Below are 17,075 nucleotides of genomic sequence, written 5' to 3' on the forward strand. Positions count from 1 at the left end.
CAACTGCGCCCTGTGGTTATGATCCCGGGTTCGCGCTTTGCGCGCCCCGGGACGACGACCGCATTTGTTGCGCCGCCTTGCCCTTACCTTCGATACCCGCTCGCCCGCGAATAGCCCTGGCGGTTCTGCTGGTGGGGGCGGCTCGCCACGCTGACCCGCGCCTCGCTGGAGACGGGTGTTGCGAGCTTCAGCTCCTCCAGGAAGATCGGCCGGGAGAAGTAGTAGCCCTGCGCGTAGCGGATCTTGGTCGTCGCCTGGAGATAGGCGAGCTCCTCGTAGGATTCGAGGCCCTCGGCGATCACCGTCATGCCGAGCGCTTCGCTCAGGGATTCGATCGCGCGCAGGATGCCCTGGCTGCGCGGGCGCTTATGGATGTCGGTGATGAAGGAGCGGTCGATCTTGATCTCGTCCGCGGTGATGTCGGCCAGCGCCGAGAGCGAGGAATAGCCGGTGCCGAAATCGTCGATGGAGATGCCGACCCCGAGCTTGCGGAATATCGGCAGGATCTCGGCCTGGAAATGATTCTTGGCGACGAAGGCGTCCTCCGTCACCTCGATCATGAAGCGCTGGGGAAAGCCGGTGTCGTCCAGCGCCCGAGCAAAGCTGCGCATGAACTCGGGATTGCCGGCCTGCTTGGCGGCGACGTTGATGCTGATGGTTGCTTCCGCGCCGAACGTGTCGTTGATCAGGTCGATCGACTTGACGATCTCGGCGAGCACGAGATGGGTCAGCTCGTCGATCAGCCCGAGTTCGCCGGCAAGATTGATGAACGAGCCGGGTGCCTGGATCACGCCTTGGTCGTCGCGCAGGCGGACCAGGGCCTCGATGCCCTTCACGGCCTGTGTGCGGATGTCGACCTTGGACTGGAAGGCGCAGCAGAAGCGCTTTTCCAGGATGGCGAGCCGCAGCGACTGCTCGACCTTCATCCGTGCCTGCGCCTCGCGCTCCATGCTGGCGTCGAAGAAGGCGGCCAGCCCCTTGCCGTTGTTCTTGATCCGGTACATCGCGATGTCGGCGTTCTGCCGCAGCGTCTCGAAGCTGCTCCCGTGATCGGGATAGAGGCTGATGCCGACCGAGGTCGAGGCGAAGACTTCCGAATGGTCGATGAAGAACGGGGCGGTCAGCCGCTCCAGCGTCGATTGCATGAACTCGGCGACTTCCTCCTGGCTCTGGATCGGGGAGAGCAGCAGCAGGAATTCGTCGCCGGAGATGCGCGACAGCATGTCGGAATCGCGCAGGTCGCGCCCGAGCCGCCTCGACAGCTCGACCAGCAACGCGTCTCCCACGGAGTGGCCGTAATAGTCGTTGATGTGCTTGAAATTGTCGACGTCGAGGAAGGCCAGCGCGAAACGCTCGCCGCCGCGGACTTTCGTGAGCAGATTGTTGGCGCGATGTTCGATCACGCGCCGCGAGGGCAATCCGGTCAGCTCGTCGAAATAGGCCGAACGGAACAGCTGGTCCTCGAAATTCTTCTGTTCGGTGATGTCGGAGGACGCCGAGATCAGGAGCTCGCGTCCGGCGAGACGAACGGGACGATGGGTCGTGAGCAGCACCTGGCGCGCGGCGCCGACGTGAAGCGCTTCCTCGGTCACGATCGCCTGGCCGGCGCTCAGCGCCTGCAGGCAGGCGGCGCGGCGCGGCGCCAGATCGGGTGAGGGACGGCTGCCGTCCATGCCGAGCTGGGCGGCGGCGGCGTCGTTAACCAGCAGAAGCTCGCCATGTGCGTCCTGCACGGTGAGGCCTGCCGGCAGCATTCTAACGATTTCCTTGAGAAATCCGAGTTCGGCCTCGTTCGCGCCGGAATATCTGTTGTCGTTCATAGAAGTCATGAATCTTGTTGTTTCAGCGCGCCTTTGCAATGAGCGCGATCTTGCGCGGTTCCCTCTTAAGTTTGGTTAAGGCCTCCGGAGAAATACGGGGGTGTCTTGCGACGATGCGACGCGCGCCCCCGATCGTCATTAACAGAGGGTCAATGCACGCAGTGAAACTGCGGGCGAAGGGTGCGCTATCGCTTTCGCTCATATCGAGTCCGGCTGCGCATCTGCCCTGGTTGAAATTGTGCGAGCCGTGGTCGACATCTCTCCCTGTTGGGGAGAGGTGATTCGCAACCCGGGCTGATTCATCGAGCTTTATTCGCTACGCGGGATTCGGCACTGCATGATGCAATGCAGCCCGGTTTTCAGATACGAGATCTCGGTCCTGCCGTCGAAGGCAGACAGAGCCGATTTCAGCAGCTTGGTGCCGAAGCCGGGCTCGGACACCTTGTCGACGCTCGGCCCCTCGGTTTCGTCCCAGGTGATGGCCAGGCGGTCGTCGCTGATGGTCCATGACACCTGCAGCAGGCCGCGCGGCGAGGAGAATGCGCCATACTTGCCCGCATTGGTAGCGAGCTCGTGAAACATCAATGACAGCGTGACCGCGAGCTTCGGCGGCAGGAGCAATCGCTCCCCATTGAGGGTGAAGCGGACATGGCCATAGGGGCCAAGCTCCGAGATCAGGAGGTCGCGGATATCGCAGCCGGCCTTGTCGATCCGCGAGATCAAATCGTCGGTTGCGGCAAGCGAGCGCAGCCGGGGATCGACCCGGGCCCAGACCTGCGGCTGGTCGTGCAGCACCTGGTGCAGCACGGCATGCACCGTCGACAGCTTGTTCTTCAGCCGGTGCTGGAGCTCGTCGACCAGCAGCTTGCGATATTCTTCTTCCTCGATCAGGCGCCTCGAGATCCGGCGCTGCTCCGCCAGCATGGTGCGATAGTGCTCGACACCCCAGATGGTTATCGCGCAGACGGCCCAATAGAGCGCCAGCAGGGCAAACCGCGCGCGATCGGCAAAAGCATCGCCGAAATTCAGGACGACACCGAGCACGCCGCCGACCAGCGCCGTCACCACACCGATCCGGAATCCTCCCAGGGCCGCGGCAAAGAACACGGCTGGGAAGTACGGCGTGAAGTAGATGTCGGGGCGAACCTGTGCGAGACCCCAGCGGACCAGGGTCGCGCCCAACAGGCAGATCACCGCAAACGAGATGCTCAGACCGAGCGAGGGCGGCGCCGCGCCCTGCCAGCCCTTGCGGAACTCGTCGATCAGCTTCCCCATGCGCAGCCCAGTTGCGATATGCGTTCGAAAATCGAGCGGCCCGTGAGGATGTTACGCATGCCGCCCGCATAAGCATAGCTTGCCTTGTCGGAAGCGGGCAGGGATAGTGGCCGCTCCGGCGACGGCGACGGCCGACATTCGCCACTTGGCATCAAATCGCTCAAAGACAGGAACATTCCATGGGCAGGCTGGACGGCAAGGTTGCAGTGATTACTGGGGCGACGAGCGGGATCGGATTGCGCACTGCGGAAGTCTTCGTTGCCGAAGGTGCCAAAATTGTGATCGCGGGTCGGCGCATACCGGAAGGCGAGGCTCTGGCGAAGCAGCTCGGGGCCAACTGCATCTTCCGCCAGACCGACGTCACGGTCGAAGCGCAGATGCAGGCGCTGATCGCGCTTGCGGTCGAGAAATTCGGCCGGATCGATTGCCTGTTCAACAATGCCGGCGGGCCGGCGCAGACCGGGGGCATCGAGGGCCTCGAGGTCGAGCGGTTCGACGCGGCGATGGCCACGCTGGTGCGCAGCGTCATGCTCGGCATGAAGCATGCCGCGCCTCACATGAAGAAGCAGGGCTCCGGCAGCATTATCAACAATGGCAGCATCGCCGGCCGCCTCGCCGGCTTCTCGTCGTCGATGGTCTATAGCGCGGCCAAGGCGGCGGTGATCCATTTGACCAAATGCGTGGCGATGGAGCTCGGCGAATCCAACGTCCGCGTCAACTCGATCTCGCCCGGCGCGATCGCGACAGGCATCTTCGGCAAGGCGCTGGGGCTCTCGACCGATGCTGCGGAGCAGACGCCGGCGGTGATGCGCGAAGTCTACAAGACCGCGCAGCCGATCCCGCGTGCCGGCCTTCCCGATGACATCGCCCATGCCGCGGTGTTCCTGGCCAGCGACGAATCCAGCTTCGTCAACGGCCATGACCTCGTCGTCGACGGCGCCATGACCGGAGGCCGCAACTGGAGCCAGCAGCAGCAGGGCTATGTGGCCCTGCGCAAGGCGTTCGACCAGGGGGCGTAGGAGCAGGGCCGTAGGGTGGATTAGCCGAAGGCGTAATCCACCTCTTGGGTGTCCGCGGTGACAGAAGTGGTGGGTTACGCTTCGCTAGCCCAGAGAGCGGCGCTACGCCGCCTTCACCGTCACCCGTAACCCGTCGCGCGGCTTCGGGATCGGCCACATCTGCCAGTCCGGCTTGTAGCCGGGCGCGAGCGAGACCTCGATGTTCTGCAGGAAGTGCCGCGCGAAGCATTTGGCCTGCATATAGGCAAAGTGCAGGCCGAGGCACATATGCGCGCCGCCGCCGAACGGCACGAAGGCGAAGCGGTGGCGGCCACGCTGCGCCTCCTCGGTGAAGCGCAGCGGATCGAAGCGATCCGGCTCCGGCCAGATCTCCTTCATGTGGTGCGTGTAGAGCGGATTGACGCCGATCGCGGTGCCGGCGGGGATCGTAAAGCCCTTGAAGCTGAAATCGCGCATCGCGCGGCGTGGCATCGAGGGCACCGGCGGCTTGATCCGCAGCGCCTCCTTGAACGCCATCTCCGACAGCGGCATCTTTTCGAGATCGTCGAAGCTGCTCGGCGCATCCGGGGCAAGTCCGAGCGCGAGCACCTCAGCGCGCAGCCTGTCCTGCCAGTGCGGATTGGCGGCGAGCTCGCCGATGAAGGAGGTCAGCGACGAGGTCAGCGTGTCGTGCGCCGCCATCATCAGGAAACTCATGTGGTCGATGATGTCCTGCTCCGAGAGCAACGCGCCGTCTTCATGGGTGGCGCGGCAGAGCTGCGAGAACAGATCGTCGCCGCCGTGATTGCCGCGGCGGAGCGGAATCTGCTCGCGGAAATAGGCGACGATGCGCTTGCGCCCCGCAACGCCACGCGCCATCTGCGTGCCGGGCAGGGGACGGCGGATCGGAGCGACGGCGGCGGCGACCATGTCGACGAAGGCGCGGTTGATCTCGTCGACCTCCGGCCCGATATCCGCGCCGAGGAACGAGGCCGCGGCGAGATCGAGCGTGAGCTGCTTCATCGCCGGATAGAGCTGCATCTCGCCGGGCTTCGCCTTCCACTGCGCGACGCGCGCGGAAATACCGCGGTCGAGATCGCTGAGGTAGGACTTCATCGGCCCGGACTTGAACGCGACCGACAGCGCCTTGCGATGCAGCCGGTGCTCGTCGAAATCGAGCAGCATCAGCCCGCGCGGGAACAGCAGGCCAAGAACCTTGTTCCAGCCATGCGTCGACGAGAACAGCTTTTGCTGGTCGAACAGCACGAGCTCGTTCGCCTCGGGCCCGAGCAGCACGACATTGGTCTCGCCGAAAAAGTGCGTGCGGTAGACCAGGCCGTATCTGGCGGCGTTCGCCTCGATATGGCCCTTCGGATCGGCGAGCACCTGAAAGGTCTTGCCGATGATCGGCCAGCCTTCGTCGCCGGGGATGTGGCTCAGCTCATTGCGTCTCGGCGGGGTGAACTGAAGCGCAGGGGCGGCCACATTCTGCATCGACATCACGATTGCTCCGGTTGGCTGACCGAACAGAATCCGTGCGCCCGCGGCATTGTTGCGGCCTGCGCCAGGCTGACGCGATCAGCTTAGCACAGGCCGGTAACACTTGCTCGAGATCTTCATTGCGGGTGTTCGCCGCAACGAGTCCCTACCGCTTCGCCGCCTCCTTCTGCAGATCCGGCGCGTTGACGGCGGGGATGGCGACGCGGCCGGGGCCGGTGACTTTCAGCGCCTCGGCGGCCTTCTCGTTCTCCATGATCTTGGCCATCACGGCCTGTCCCGCGCGCTCGAAGATCGCGCGGTTCTCGATCACGAATTTTTGCGATTTGCGCAGACCGTCGATGTAGCCGTTGATCTCGGGCACGACGTAGCGCGCCACCATGTCCCAGCTGCGCCGCGTCGCTTCCGGATTGGCCCAGTCGTGCACGAAGCCGATGATGGCACCGACGCCGCCGGAGACCTGCATCACGTTCTTGATGGTTTTGACGAGATCGTCGGGCGTGCCGATGGTGGACGCGGCGCCCTCGACGAAGGCCGTCTTGTCGACCGCCTCGTCGGGCGAGGAGAACGCGGTGAGCCCCGGCCGCTGCAGCGTTCCGACATTGTATTCGTTGTGCCAGCGCATCAGCCCGGCGCCTGCTTCGCGGCGCGCCTGCTCGCGGGTTTCGGCGATGTGGAAGGTCAGCAGCACGCGCCAGTCGGCACGGTTCACCTTGGTGCCATGCTTCCTGGCGGCATCTTTGGCAAACTGCCATTGCTGCTGCAGCGACATCAGACCCTGCGTCGTCATCGAGCCCAGCGAGATGATGCCGATGCCGTATTTGCCGGCGAGCGTCATGCCGGAGGGCGAGATCTGCGAGGCGACCACGAACGGCATCTCCTCCTGCAAGGGCAGGATCTGGAGCGCGGCGTCGTTCATCGTGAACCAGTCGCTCTTGGCGGTGACGCGCTCGCCGTTGAAGAGGCGGCGGATGATGCCGATCGCCTCGTCCTGGCGGTCGCGCTGCGTCATCGGATCGATCCCGAGCGTGTGCGCATCCGAGGCGAGCGCGCCCGGTCCGGAGCCGAAGATGGCGCGGCCTCCGGTCATGTGGTCGAGCTGCACCATGCGCTGGGCGACGTTGAAGGGATGGTGATAGGGCAGCGAGACGACGCCGGTGCCGAGCTTGATCCGCTTGGTGCGCTCGCCGGCTGCGGCCAGGAACATCTCGGGCGAGGCGATCATCTCCCAGCCGGAGGAATGATGCTCGCCGCACCAGAACTCGTCATAGCCGAGCGCATCCAGCTGCTCGACCAGGTCGAGATCGCGCCGGAACTGCAGCATCGGATGCTCCCCGATCGGGTGATGCGGGGCAAGGAAGGCTCCGAACTTCAGGCGCGCCATGGCGTTCTCTCCGGCTTCATTTTCTGCTTGTTGAGATGCTGAGGCTACGTGCTGGGGCAAGCGAACGCAATCGCGCGATGTCCCGCGTGGTGGAATGCAGGCATGCGTGTGACTTCTTCCTCCTCTCATACTTGCGTGCAGGCGCTCCATACCGTCATGGCCGGGCTTGTCCTTCCGCCGGCGGGAAGAGAAGAAGCGCACGCGAACCCTACCTGTGAGGTAATCGCGACACCGTACGCGATCTGAAATCATCGGGCCGCGAGTCCAGAGTCGTGCGCCAATGCATCAGATCGTCACAAAACAAATCGATTCGTCGCGACGTTGGTGGGTGCTGGCCATCGTCGTGGCCGCCCAGTTCATGTTCGGCGTCGACGCCTTCGTGGTCAACGTCGCCATTCCCACCATCGCGGTCGACCTGAAGGCCTCGCCGGCCCAGATCGAATCGATCATTGCGATCTACCTGATCGCCTATGCCACGCTGGTCGTGACCGGTGGCCGGCTCGGCGACATCCACGGCACGAAGAATGTCTTCCTGGCCGGCGTGCTCGGCTTCACCCTGACGTCGCTCTGGTGTGGCCTCGCGCAGTCCGGGGTGGAACTGATCATCGCGCGGCTGGCGCAGGGCACGACCGCGGCGCTGATGGTGCCGCAGGTGCTGGCGACGCTGCATCTGCTGTTCACCGATGGCCAGCGCAGCCGCGCCTTCGCCATCTATGGCATCGTGCTCGGGCTCGCGGGCGCCGCGGGCTTCCTGCTTGGCGGTCTGCTGGTCACGCTAGATCTCGCCGGCACCGGCTGGCGCGCGGTGTTCTTCGTCAATGTGCCCTGCGGCCTCGCCATCGCCGTCGCTGCCTGGCGCATCATGCCATCGGCATCGCGCCGGGTCGGCACGAAGCTCGACATCAAGGGCGGCGTGGTGCTGTTCGCGGGGCTGTTGTGCCTGATCGGCCCGCTGCTGTTCGGTCACGATGTCGGCTGGGCACCGTGGATCTGGGTGGTGATGGGAAGCGGCGGCGTGATCCTCGCCGCGTTCCTGAAGCTGGAGCAGGCGGTCGCAAGCGCCGGCGGCATGCCGCTGATCGATCTCACGCTGCTGGCGGACGCCGCCTTCCTGCGCGGCGTCGGTGCCGCCTTCTTTTTCTTCTTCGCCAATCTCTCGTTCTATCTGGTGATGACGCTGTTCATGCAGCGGGGCCTGAAGATCCCGCCGCTCGCGGCCGGCATGGCCTTCATTCCGCTCGCGCTCGCCTTCGTGCTGGCCTCGCGCCACAGTGCAGCGCGGGCGCGTCATCGCGGCACCGAGGTGTTGATCGAAGGCTGCGCGATTCAGATTGCGGGCCTCGCCGCGCTCGCGCTTGTTGCGGGCGGTGTCGATGCGCCCTCGCCGCTCCTGCTTGCGTTCACAATGATCATCTTCGGCTACGGCCAGGGATTGGTGATGGCGCCGCTCTCGGGCGCGGTGCTCTCGACGGTGAAGCCTGTCGCCGCAGGCTCGGCCTCCGGCATCTACGGCACGACGGCGCAGATCGGAAATGCGGCCGGAGTGGCCGCAATCGGCGCGGTATTCTTCGCCGTCGAGGCCCTGCAATCAGCGCGCGCAGGATTCCTCGCGTCGCTCGCGCTGTTTGTGACATCAATGATGATTTGCGCCGCATTTCTGGCGTGGATGCGCCGCGCATCGGCACGAAGTTGAGGCACTGCGGTTAATACGTGTGGAATCCTGCGGGATTTCCGGTGATTTCGCCGGGATTGACAGCGCACGGTCTTTTTATTTTGCAACGCAGCAACTATCTGGTTGGGCTGGACGTTGAACGTCGCCCACCAGGAACTTGCCGTGTCGTTAGCCAAAAATATCGATCTGCTGAGACGCCTGCCAAGGCTGGACGGACTGCGCTTTGCCGAGCTCGGCCGCAGTGCGGATGAAGCCAGCCCCTTGGAAGAGATCATCGGCTTTGGCGACAATCCCGGGGCCTTGCGCATGTTCGCGTTCGTGCCGGGCCAATTGCAGAAGCCCCGCGCGCTCGTCGTCGTGCTGCATGGCTGCGGGCAGACGGCAGCCGCCTACGATTTCGGCGCAGGCTGGTCGACGCTGGCAAGGCACTACGGCTTTGCTCTTTTGATGCCCGAGCAGCAACGCCTCAACAACGGCAACACCTGCTTCAACTGGTTCAATCCGGAGGACACGGTGCGTGGCGGCGGCGAAGCGCATTCGATCCGCGAGATGATCGCGCACATGATCGAGACGCACCGCATTGATTCAAGGCGCGTCTTCATCACCGGCCTGTCGGCCGGCGGCGGCATGACGTCGGTGATGCTTGCGACCTATCCGGAAGTCTTCGCGGCCGGCGCGGTCATTGCCGGACTGCCCTATGGCATCGCCTCGAATTTGCGCGAGGCGCTCGACGGCATGTTTCATTCCCCGGCGCGTCCCGCGCGCGAGCTCGGCGATCTCGTGCGCAGCGCCTCCGATCATCGCGGGCCCTGGCCGAAGGTCTCGGTGTGGCACGGCAGCGCCGACCGCACCGTCAATCCCGGCAATGCCAACGAGATCGTCAAGCAATGGCTCGACCTGCATAGTCTGCCAGAGATGCCGATGGCGGAGACCAATGTCGATGGCTATCCGCGCCAGGCCTGGTGGGACAAGGACGGCGAGACGCTGGTCGAGTCCTATGCCATCACCGACATGGCGCATGGCACGCCGCTCGGTCTTGCCGACAACGACCAGCGTTACGGCATGGAAGGCGCGTTCCTGATCGAGGCCGGCATTTCCTCGTCCTACCACATTGCAAAGTTCTTCGGCCTTACCGGCTGGATTCCGGACGCCGCAAAGGCGGAAGCCAGGCCGGCAGCGAAGCCTGCAACGAAGCCGGTGCTGTCGCCCGCGCCGCATCTCGCCCGCTCGATCCGCGCGGCAGTCGCCGAAGAGCCGGTCGAATTGAAGCGCGAGCAGGCTCGCGGCTTCGATCTCGGCCAGATCATCACGCGCGCGCTCACGGCCGCGGGATTGATGAAGTAGCCTCGCCGTCGTCCCGGATCTGCGCTGGCGCTTGTCCGGGACGACGGCCGAGTTTGTCGCGGGCGCAATCGCGTCAGCCCACAAGCGCTACCCCGTCTGATCGATCCATTCGATCGGCGTCACCGTCACTTCGCCGCCCGCAACCTTCCGCGTCGCCTCCTGATAGTGCTTGAAGAAGTCGCGCGATTGCAGCGCTTTTTGCGCGGCATCGTCGGTGACGCTGGCGAGGTGGAGATAGCTGCCGTCGTCGCGATGCTTCAGGCAACGATAGCCGATCCGCCCTTTCAGTTCCGGATCGCCGTCGATCGCCTTGATGAAACGGCCGATCTCGCGGTGCCAGTCTTCCGTCGCGCCGTTCCTGAACTCGTAGCTGATCATGAAGTGCTTCATGTGACGCTCCCTGTTCGTCATATGCGTCATCATCTGCGCTTCGCGAGCGATCCTGCAAGTATGGACAAATTTGATAGTATGGACTTTCTCGACGCTGCTCCTATGCTCCCGCAAGCTCGCTGCGCTTGGAGGAGACGACATGGCAAGGGCAATCCCGGCGCGCACCTGTCCGGTGGCGGCCTTTCAGAAGATGATCAGCGGCAAGTACAAGCTCCGCATCGTCTGGGACCTGAAGGACGGCCCGCGCCGCTATGGCGAGATCAGGAGCGGACTGTTGCGCGGCACAAGTGGAAGCGCGGAGATCACCCCGCGCGTGCTCAGCCGCGAATTGAAGGCGCTGACGCAAAGCGGCCTGATCGACCGCAGGGATTACGGCGAGGTCCCGCCGAAGGTCGAGTACCGCCTGACCCGCAAGGGCAAGAGCTTCGTGCCTGTCGTCGCCGCGATCCGGGAGTGGGGCGAACGTCACCTCAGTGAGACGGCGGCGCTGGCGAGCGCCGCCGAATAGTGCATGATCCGGAAAAGTGTGAAGCGGTTTTCCGATCAGATCATGCTCAACCAGAAGGCTACATCTCGCCGGTGATGAACGGATTCGTCATCCGCTCCTGGCCGATGCTCGAGCCTGCGCCGTGGCCGCAGATGAAGCCGACATCGTCGCCGAGCGGCAGCAGCTTGGTCAGGATCGAGTTGATCAGCGTGGCTTGACTGCCGCCGGGCAGATCGGTGCGGCCGACCGAGCCCGCGAACAGGACGTCGCCGACATGGGCAAAACGTAACGCCTTGTTGAAGAACACCACGCTGCCGGGCGAATGGCCGGGGCAGTGCAGGATGTCGAAGTGCAAGCCGCCGATCGACACTGTGTCGCCTTCGTCGAGCCAGCGGTCCGGCGCGAAATCGCGGACGCCGGTCATGCCGAAGCGCGCGCCGCTTGCGACGACGTTGTCGAGCAGGAACTTGTCCGCGACATGCGGGCCCTCGATCGGCACCTTCAGCGCATCGCGCAGCTCGGCCGCGCCGCCGACATGATCGATATGGCCGTGGGTCAGCCAGATCTTCTCCACGGTGACGCCGGTCTGCCTGATCGCATCCAGGATCTTCGGCACGTCCCCGCCGGGATCGATCACCACGGCCTTCCTGGAAGGCTCGTCCCAGATGATGGTGCAGTTCTGCTCGAATAGCGTCACGGGAACGATGATCGCGCCCGCCTTGGGTTGCGAGGAGTCCTGGGAGTCAGTTTGCTCGGTCATGGCGCCACAATGCCGATTTTTGTCGGCCCGCCAAGCAAAAGATTCGCAAAGGATTCGGGCGAGAGGTTCGGGAACAGCCGCTGCCCTCGTCACACGGCCGTCCCAATTCGCCTGCCAATTCGAACCGGGGCGTTGCTGCCGCGTTCTCCCGCGCGCGGCGCAGATTTCGGGTGGTCTTTCGGCATGGCTCAGGGCAACGAGAACTGGTGGCGCGACGGCATCTTCTATCAGATCTATCCGCGCTCGTTTCAGGATGCAGATGGCGACGGCGTCGGCGATCTCGCCGGCATCCTCAGGCGGCTGCCTTACGTGAAGTCGCTCGGCGTCGATGCGATCTGGCTGTCGCCGATCTTTCCCTCGCCGATGGCGGATTTCGGCTACGACATCTCCGACTATACCGGCATCGAGCCCTTGTTCGGCACGATGGCGGATTTCGATGCGCTGCTCGCGGCCGCCCATGACAAAGGCCTGAAGCTGATCCTCGACCTCGTGCCGAACCACACCTCGGACCAGCATCCCTGGTTCGTGGAGAGCCGCGCCTCGCGCGACAATCCCAGGCGCGATTGGTACATCTGGCGCGATCCCGCGCCTGACGGCGGCGCGCCCAACAATTGGCTGTCCGAGTTCGGCGGCAGCGCCTGGCAGTTCGACGAGACCACGGGCCAGTATTACTATCACGCCTTCCTCGCCCAGCAGCCGGACCTGAACTGGCGCAATCCCGAAGTCCGCGCCGCGATCTACGACGTGATGCGGTTCTGGCTGGACAAGGGCGTCGACGGTTTTCGCGTCGACGTGATCTGGCACCTGATCAAGGACGCCGAATTCCGCGACAACCCGCCCAACCCGCATTATGTCGAGGGCCGGCCGCCGAACGAACGGATCCTGACGCAATACTCGACCGACCAGCCGGAGGTGCATGACGTGATCGCCGAGATGCGGCGCATCACCGATTCCCACGGTGCGCGCGTCCTGATCGGCGAGATCTATCTGCCGCTGCACCGCCTCATGGCCTATTACGGCAACGATCTCGCCGGCGCGCAGATGCCGTTCAATTTCGCGCTGCTCTCGACCTTCTGGAGCGCGCGCTCGATCGAGAAGATCATCGAGGATTACGACAAGGCGCTGCCGCGCGGTGCCTGGCCGAACTGGGTGCTCGGCAATCATGATCGCCCGCGCGTGGCGAGCCGGGTCGGGCCGGAGCAGGCCCGCGTCGCGGCCATGCTGCTGTTGACGCTGCGCGGCACGCCAACGCTCTACTACGGCGACGAGATCGGCATGCATCAGCTCGCGATCGCGCCGGAGGACGTGCGCGACCCGTTCGAGAAGAACGTGCCCGGCATCGGTGTCGGCCGCGACGGCTGCCGCACGCCGATGCAATGGGATTCCTCCAATTTCGCCGGCTTCTCCGAGGTGAGGCCGTGGCTGCCGCTGCCTGAGGACCATATCCGCGAGAACGTCGCCAATCTCGAAGCCGATGCGCGCTCGATCCTCAATCTCTACAAGGGCCTGATCGCCTTGCGGAAGAACTGTCCCCCGTTGGTCACGGGCGACTATCATCCGGTCTCCGCGCAGGGCGATCTCCTGATCTACCGCCGCGAGGCCGGAGGCAGGGCGGTCATCGTGGCGCTCAATCTCGGTCCTGATCCGATCGCGGTGACTACGAGCGCGGTCCGTTTCGGCAGCAGGATATTGCTGTCGACGTTTCTGGATCGCGAAGGTGAGGGGATCGAAGGCGTGCTGGACCTGCGCGGCAATGAGGGGGTGGTGATGGCGCCGCCTCACACGTAGCTGTCGTTGCCGGATCTGCTCGTCTTGGCCGCGCTTGTCCGGGACGACAGCGGGGAGTGTGGATGCACTGGCGGCCACGTCAGCGCGGGTGCTTCTTCCCCCGCACCGTGGTCTCGTCGATGTCACTCCGCTTCAACAGATAGTCCAGTCCCCCGACGCGATACCAGCGATAGCCATACGGCTCCAGCACGATGCGATGCTGGCCGCGCCTGTCGGCGTGGCTGTGGTCCTCGGCGAGCAGGTTGATCAGGTGCGCGCCGGTATCGCCGGCTAGTCCGGCCGAGAACGCGATCTCACGCGGCTTCTCGTCGAGATTGTGCACGAACAGCGCCGAATTGTTGCGCCAATCGTAGCGCATGATGAACACCGCGGGATCGCGCGTCGGGATAACCGTGAAGTCACCCCAGCCCACTTCCGGCACTTCCTTGCGCATGCGGACGATGCGCTCGGTCCAGTTCAGCATGGAATTCGGATCGCGGCGCTGCTTGGCGACGTTGACGTGCTCAAAGCCGTAAGGCCCCTTGTCGATCACAGGGCAGGCCGGCTTGTCGCTCTTGGTGAAGCCGCCATGCGGCTCGGTCGACCATTGCATCGGCGTGCGCGCGCAATTGCGTTCGGGCAACGAGAGATCGTCACCCATCGCGATCTCGTCGCCGTAGCGAATCACGGGCGTCCCCGGCAGCGTGCACATCAGGCTGTAGGCGAGCTCGAGCCGCCTGCGGTCGCCGCCCAGCATCGGCGCAAGGCGGCGGCGGATGCCGCGGTCGTAGAGCTGCATGTCCTTGTCGGGTCCGAAGCATTTGAACACGGTGTCGCGCTGCGCCTCGGTCAGACGCCCAAGATCAAGTTCGTCGTGATTGCGCAGGAACAGGCCCCATTGCGCCGTCGCGGGGCGCGGCTTGGTCGCCTTCAGCGCCTTCGCCAGCGGGCGCGAATCGGCGGAGGCCAGCGCGTAGAACAGATGCTGGTTGACGTGGAAGTTGAACATCATGTGCATGCGGTCGGCGTCGCGGCCGAAATATTCCATGTCGGTCTTCGGCAGCACGTTGGCTTCTGCGAGAATGATGGCGTCGCCCTGACGCCATTGCAGGAATTCGCGAAACGCGCGCAGCATGTCGTACTGCTCGACCGGCTTCTTCACCTTTGCGCCCTTGGTCGCGATCACGAACGGCACAGCATCCATGCGGAAGCCGGAGACGCCGAGCTGGATCCAGAAGCCCATGATCTTGAGGATCTCGGCCTGCACATGCGGGTTCGAGGTGTTGAGATCGGGCTGGAAATCGTAGAAGCGGTGGAAGTACCAGGCGCCGGCTTCCTTGTCGCGCGTCCAGGTCGATTTCTGCACGCCGGGAAAGACAATGCCCTTGTTGGCGCCCGCCGGCTTCTTGTCGGACCATACGTACCAGTCGCGATAAGGCGAGTTCTTGTCGCGCCGCGCTTCCTTGAACCAATGGTGCTGGTCCGAGGTGTGGTTGACGACGAGATCGATGATGACGCGGATGCCGCGCTGCTTGCAGCCATGGGCGAACTCGACGAAATCGCCGAGCGTGCCGTAGCGGGGATCGACGCTATAATAGTCGGCGATGTCATAGCCGTTGTCGCGGCCGGGCGAGGTCTGGAACGGCATCAGCCAGATCGTGGTGATGCCGAGCCCGTGCAGATAGTCGAGCCGGCGCAGCAGGCCCTTGAAATCGCCGACGCCGTCGCCGTTGGCGTCCATATAGGAACCGACGGACAGGCAGTAGATTACGCCGTTCTTGTACCAGAGATCGTCGATCATGCGCGCGCCGCCTCGGGGTCCGCCGAGGTGCGGCGGCTGCGTGATAAGTGCCTGAGGCAGGGGAGGTTCCCGCATCTCGCTTTCGTCCCCGCCTGGTGAGTCACTACGTACTCCGCGGGGACGGCAGTGGAAAAATGCGGCCGCGACTGACCTCAACGGGCCGTGTGCACACGACCGGAATCGGCTATCCTCCCCGCCATGGACAGCACCGCCCGCAACATCGCCCTCGTTCCGCCGCCCGACCGCCGACAGTCCGAAACGGCGCTCGCGGTCGCGCGCGGCACGGCGCGGCTGTTGCGCTCGCTCGGCTTCTCCTGCATCAGCGAATTGCCGCTGCCGTCGGGCCGGCGCGCCGATCTCGTGGCGCTGAACGAGCGCGGCGAAATCTGGATCGTCGAGATCAAATCGTCGGTCGAGGATCTGCGCGCCGACCAGAAATGGCACGAATACCGCGCCCATTGCGACCGGCTGTTCTTTGCCTTCACGCGGGATCTGCCGTGCGAGATCTTCCCTGATGACACCGGCCTGATCATCGCCGACGCCTATGGCGCGCACCTGCATTGCGAGGCGCCCGAGCACAAGCTTGCTGCCGCCACGCGCAAGCAGATGACGGTGCGTTTCGCGATGGCGGCGGCCTTGCGGATCAACCGCCTGGTCGATCCGCAGGGGCATGCGGACTTCTGGGAGTAGATGTGCGGTGTCGTAGGGTGGGTTAGCCGAGCGGATGCGCAAAGCGCATTTGCACGGCGTAACCCACCACTCCTATCGGCGCACGAAAATGGTGGATTACGCCTCCGGCTAATCCACCCTACCGCAATGTTACCGCGGCGCGCGCTTGGCCAGAATTCGCTGCAGCGTGCGGCGGTGCATGTTGAGCCGGCGCGCCGTTTCCGAGACGTTGCGGTTGCACATCTCGTAGATGCGCTGGATGTGCTCCCAGCGGACGCGGTCGGCCGACATCGGATTGGTCGGCAGCTCGGATTTCTCCGCGCTGGTCGAGAGCAGCGCCGCGACGACGTCGTCGGCATCCGCGGGCTTGGAGAGATAATCGATCGCGCCCATCTTCACCGCGGTGACGGCGGTGGCGATGTTGCCATAGCCGGTCAGCACGATCGCGCGTGCGTCGGGGCGCTTCTTCTTCAGCGCCGAGACCACGTCGAGGCCGTTGCCGTCGCCGAGCCGCAAATCCACCACCGCGAATGCCGGCGCCGACTTGCCGATCTGCGCAAGTCCGTCCGAGACGGTGTCGCACGATGTCACGGCAAAGCCCCGTGTCTCCATGGCACGCGACAGCCGCTCCAGAAACGGCTTGTCGTCCTCCACGATGAGCAGCGAGCGGTCGCTCTGTTCGTTCAGTTCGGCAATGGCGTTCAAGGTTTTGTCCTCTCTCTCCAGAGCATCGACATATGGCGTCGCAACCGCGCGGTGCCAAGGCCGCCGATGGTCGATCGGCCCTGTCGTGCGACGCAAGGTCGCGGCTATCCTATTGTTTCTTCGGGCGTCTCGATAGCCTCAAAACGCTGCCTGGGCCATGTGATCTGCACCACCGCGCCGTGTTCCGGAAAGGTCCGATTGGTAAACGAGACCTTGGCGCCGGTGCGCTCCAGCAAGGTGCACGCGATGAACACGCCGAGGCCGAGGCCGCGTCGTCCGCCGCCATCGTCCTGGGTGCGGCGCCGCGACAGATAGGGCTCGCCGATCCGGTTGAGGATGTCGGGCGGAATGCCCGGTCCGTCGTCGGAGATCATAAGCTCGATATTGTCCTTGTTCCACCACGCGTTCACCTCGACGGTGGTGCGGGCGAAATCGACCGCGTTCTCGATGATGTTGCCGATGCCGTACAGGATCGCCGGATTGCGCGAGCCGACCGGCTCCGCCGC

15 protein-coding genes are annotated in these 17,075 nt (G+C 64.4%); 6 read left to right on the forward strand and 9 right to left on the reverse strand.

All coding sequences use genetic code 11. The features are described 5' to 3' along the window. Positions 1 to 83 precede the first annotated feature (83 nt). Positions 84 to 1,820, reverse strand: a complete 1,737-nt coding sequence (locus IC50_RS12160; protein WP_035704486.1) for a putative bifunctional diguanylate cyclase/phosphodiesterase — start codon at positions 1,818 to 1,820, stop codon at positions 84 to 86. 309 nt (positions 1,821 to 2,129) lie between these two features. Beyond that, complete coding sequence (locus tag IC50_RS12165; RefSeq protein WP_035704487.1) at positions 2,130 to 3,095, reverse strand: sensor histidine kinase; 966 nt, start codon at positions 3,093 to 3,095, stop codon at positions 2,130 to 2,132. Between the two features lie 179 nt (positions 3,096 to 3,274). Here IC50_RS12165 and IC50_RS12170 point away from each other — a divergent pair, with 179 nt between their 5' ends. Continuing rightward, complete coding sequence (locus tag IC50_RS12170) at positions 3,275 to 4,114, forward strand: SDR family NAD(P)-dependent oxidoreductase (RefSeq protein WP_035704489.1); 840 nt, start codon at positions 3,275 to 3,277, stop codon at positions 4,112 to 4,114. Positions 4,115 to 4,216: 102 nt separating this feature from the next. Here the strand turns inward: IC50_RS12170 and IC50_RS12175 are convergent, their stop codons facing one another. Then, positions 4,217 to 5,593, reverse strand: a complete 1,377-nt coding sequence (locus tag IC50_RS12175; RefSeq protein WP_035704491.1) for a cytochrome P450 — start codon at positions 5,591 to 5,593, stop codon at positions 4,217 to 4,219. A gap of 145 nt (positions 5,594 to 5,738) precedes the next feature. Then, the gene (locus IC50_RS12180) at positions 5,739 to 6,974 is read right to left on the reverse strand and encodes an LLM class flavin-dependent oxidoreductase (protein WP_035704492.1); all 1,236 of its coding nucleotides are present in this window, start codon (positions 6,972 to 6,974) and stop codon (positions 5,739 to 5,741) included. 280 nt (positions 6,975 to 7,254) lie between these two features. Between IC50_RS12180 and IC50_RS12185 the strand changes: the two genes are divergently transcribed. Both IC50_RS12185 and IC50_RS12190 read left to right on the forward strand, forming a co-directional pair. Then, positions 7,255 to 8,667, forward strand: a complete 1,413-nt coding sequence (locus IC50_RS12185; protein ID WP_035704495.1) for an MFS transporter — start codon at positions 7,255 to 7,257, stop codon at positions 8,665 to 8,667. A gap of 141 nt (positions 8,668 to 8,808) precedes the next feature. Next, positions 8,809 to 9,990, forward strand: coding sequence for an extracellular catalytic domain type 1 short-chain-length polyhydroxyalkanoate depolymerase (locus IC50_RS12190; RefSeq protein WP_035704532.1), 1,182 nt, complete (start codon positions 8,809 to 8,811; stop codon positions 9,988 to 9,990). Positions 9,991 to 10,077: 87 nt separating this feature from the next. On the opposite strand, the gene IC50_RS12195 is transcribed toward IC50_RS12190, so the two are convergent. Then, positions 10,078 to 10,380, reverse strand: a complete 303-nt coding sequence (locus tag IC50_RS12195) for a hypothetical protein (RefSeq protein ID WP_244429571.1) — start codon at positions 10,378 to 10,380, stop codon at positions 10,078 to 10,080. A gap of 139 nt (positions 10,381 to 10,519) precedes the next feature. On the opposite strand from IC50_RS12195, the gene IC50_RS12200 reads away from it, so the two are divergent. Then, positions 10,520 to 10,888, forward strand: coding sequence for a winged helix-turn-helix transcriptional regulator (locus IC50_RS12200; RefSeq protein WP_035704500.1), 369 nt, complete (start codon positions 10,520 to 10,522; stop codon positions 10,886 to 10,888). A gap of 58 nt (positions 10,889 to 10,946) precedes the next feature. Here the strand turns inward: IC50_RS12200 and IC50_RS12205 are convergent, their stop codons facing one another. Further along, positions 10,947 to 11,627 carry an MBL fold metallo-hydrolase gene (locus tag IC50_RS12205; protein ID WP_035704502.1) on the reverse strand — a complete coding sequence of 227 codons (681 nt, stop codon included), beginning with the start codon at positions 11,625 to 11,627 and terminating at the stop codon, positions 10,947 to 10,949. A 183-nt stretch (positions 11,628 to 11,810) separates the two neighbouring features. On the opposite strand from IC50_RS12205, the gene IC50_RS12210 reads away from it, so the two are divergent. Next, positions 11,811 to 13,415, forward strand: coding sequence for an alpha-amylase family glycosyl hydrolase (locus IC50_RS12210; protein ID WP_035704504.1), 1,605 nt, complete (start codon positions 11,811 to 11,813; stop codon positions 13,413 to 13,415). A 79-nt stretch (positions 13,416 to 13,494) separates the two neighbouring features. On the opposite strand, the gene IC50_RS12215 is transcribed toward IC50_RS12210, so the two are convergent. Then, a complete protein-coding gene (locus IC50_RS12215) occupies positions 13,495 to 15,195 on the reverse strand; it encodes an alpha-amylase family protein (protein WP_035704506.1) in 1,701 nt (566 codons plus the stop codon). Between the two features lie 198 nt (positions 15,196 to 15,393). On the opposite strand from IC50_RS12215, the gene IC50_RS12220 reads away from it, so the two are divergent. Beyond that, complete coding sequence (locus IC50_RS12220; RefSeq protein WP_035704510.1) at positions 15,394 to 15,885, forward strand: MmcB family DNA repair protein; 492 nt, start codon at positions 15,394 to 15,396, stop codon at positions 15,883 to 15,885. A gap of 129 nt (positions 15,886 to 16,014) precedes the next feature. Here the strand turns inward: IC50_RS12220 and IC50_RS12225 are convergent, their stop codons facing one another. Together IC50_RS12225 and IC50_RS12230 are read right to left on the reverse strand one after the other, a co-directional pair. Beyond that, complete coding sequence (locus IC50_RS12225; RefSeq protein WP_035704512.1) at positions 16,015 to 16,569, reverse strand: ActR/PrrA/RegA family redox response regulator transcription factor; 555 nt, start codon at positions 16,567 to 16,569, stop codon at positions 16,015 to 16,017. Between the two features lie 104 nt (positions 16,570 to 16,673). Next, positions 16,674 to 17,075: ATP-binding protein (locus tag IC50_RS12230; RefSeq protein WP_035704515.1), on the reverse strand; the 402-nt coding region annotated here is incomplete at its 5' end.

The organism is Bradyrhizobium genomosp. I (2014) (genome assembly GCF_000261685.1).
In the GTDB taxonomy this organism is placed as follows: Bacteria; Pseudomonadota; Alphaproteobacteria; order Rhizobiales; family Xanthobacteraceae; genus Bradyrhizobium.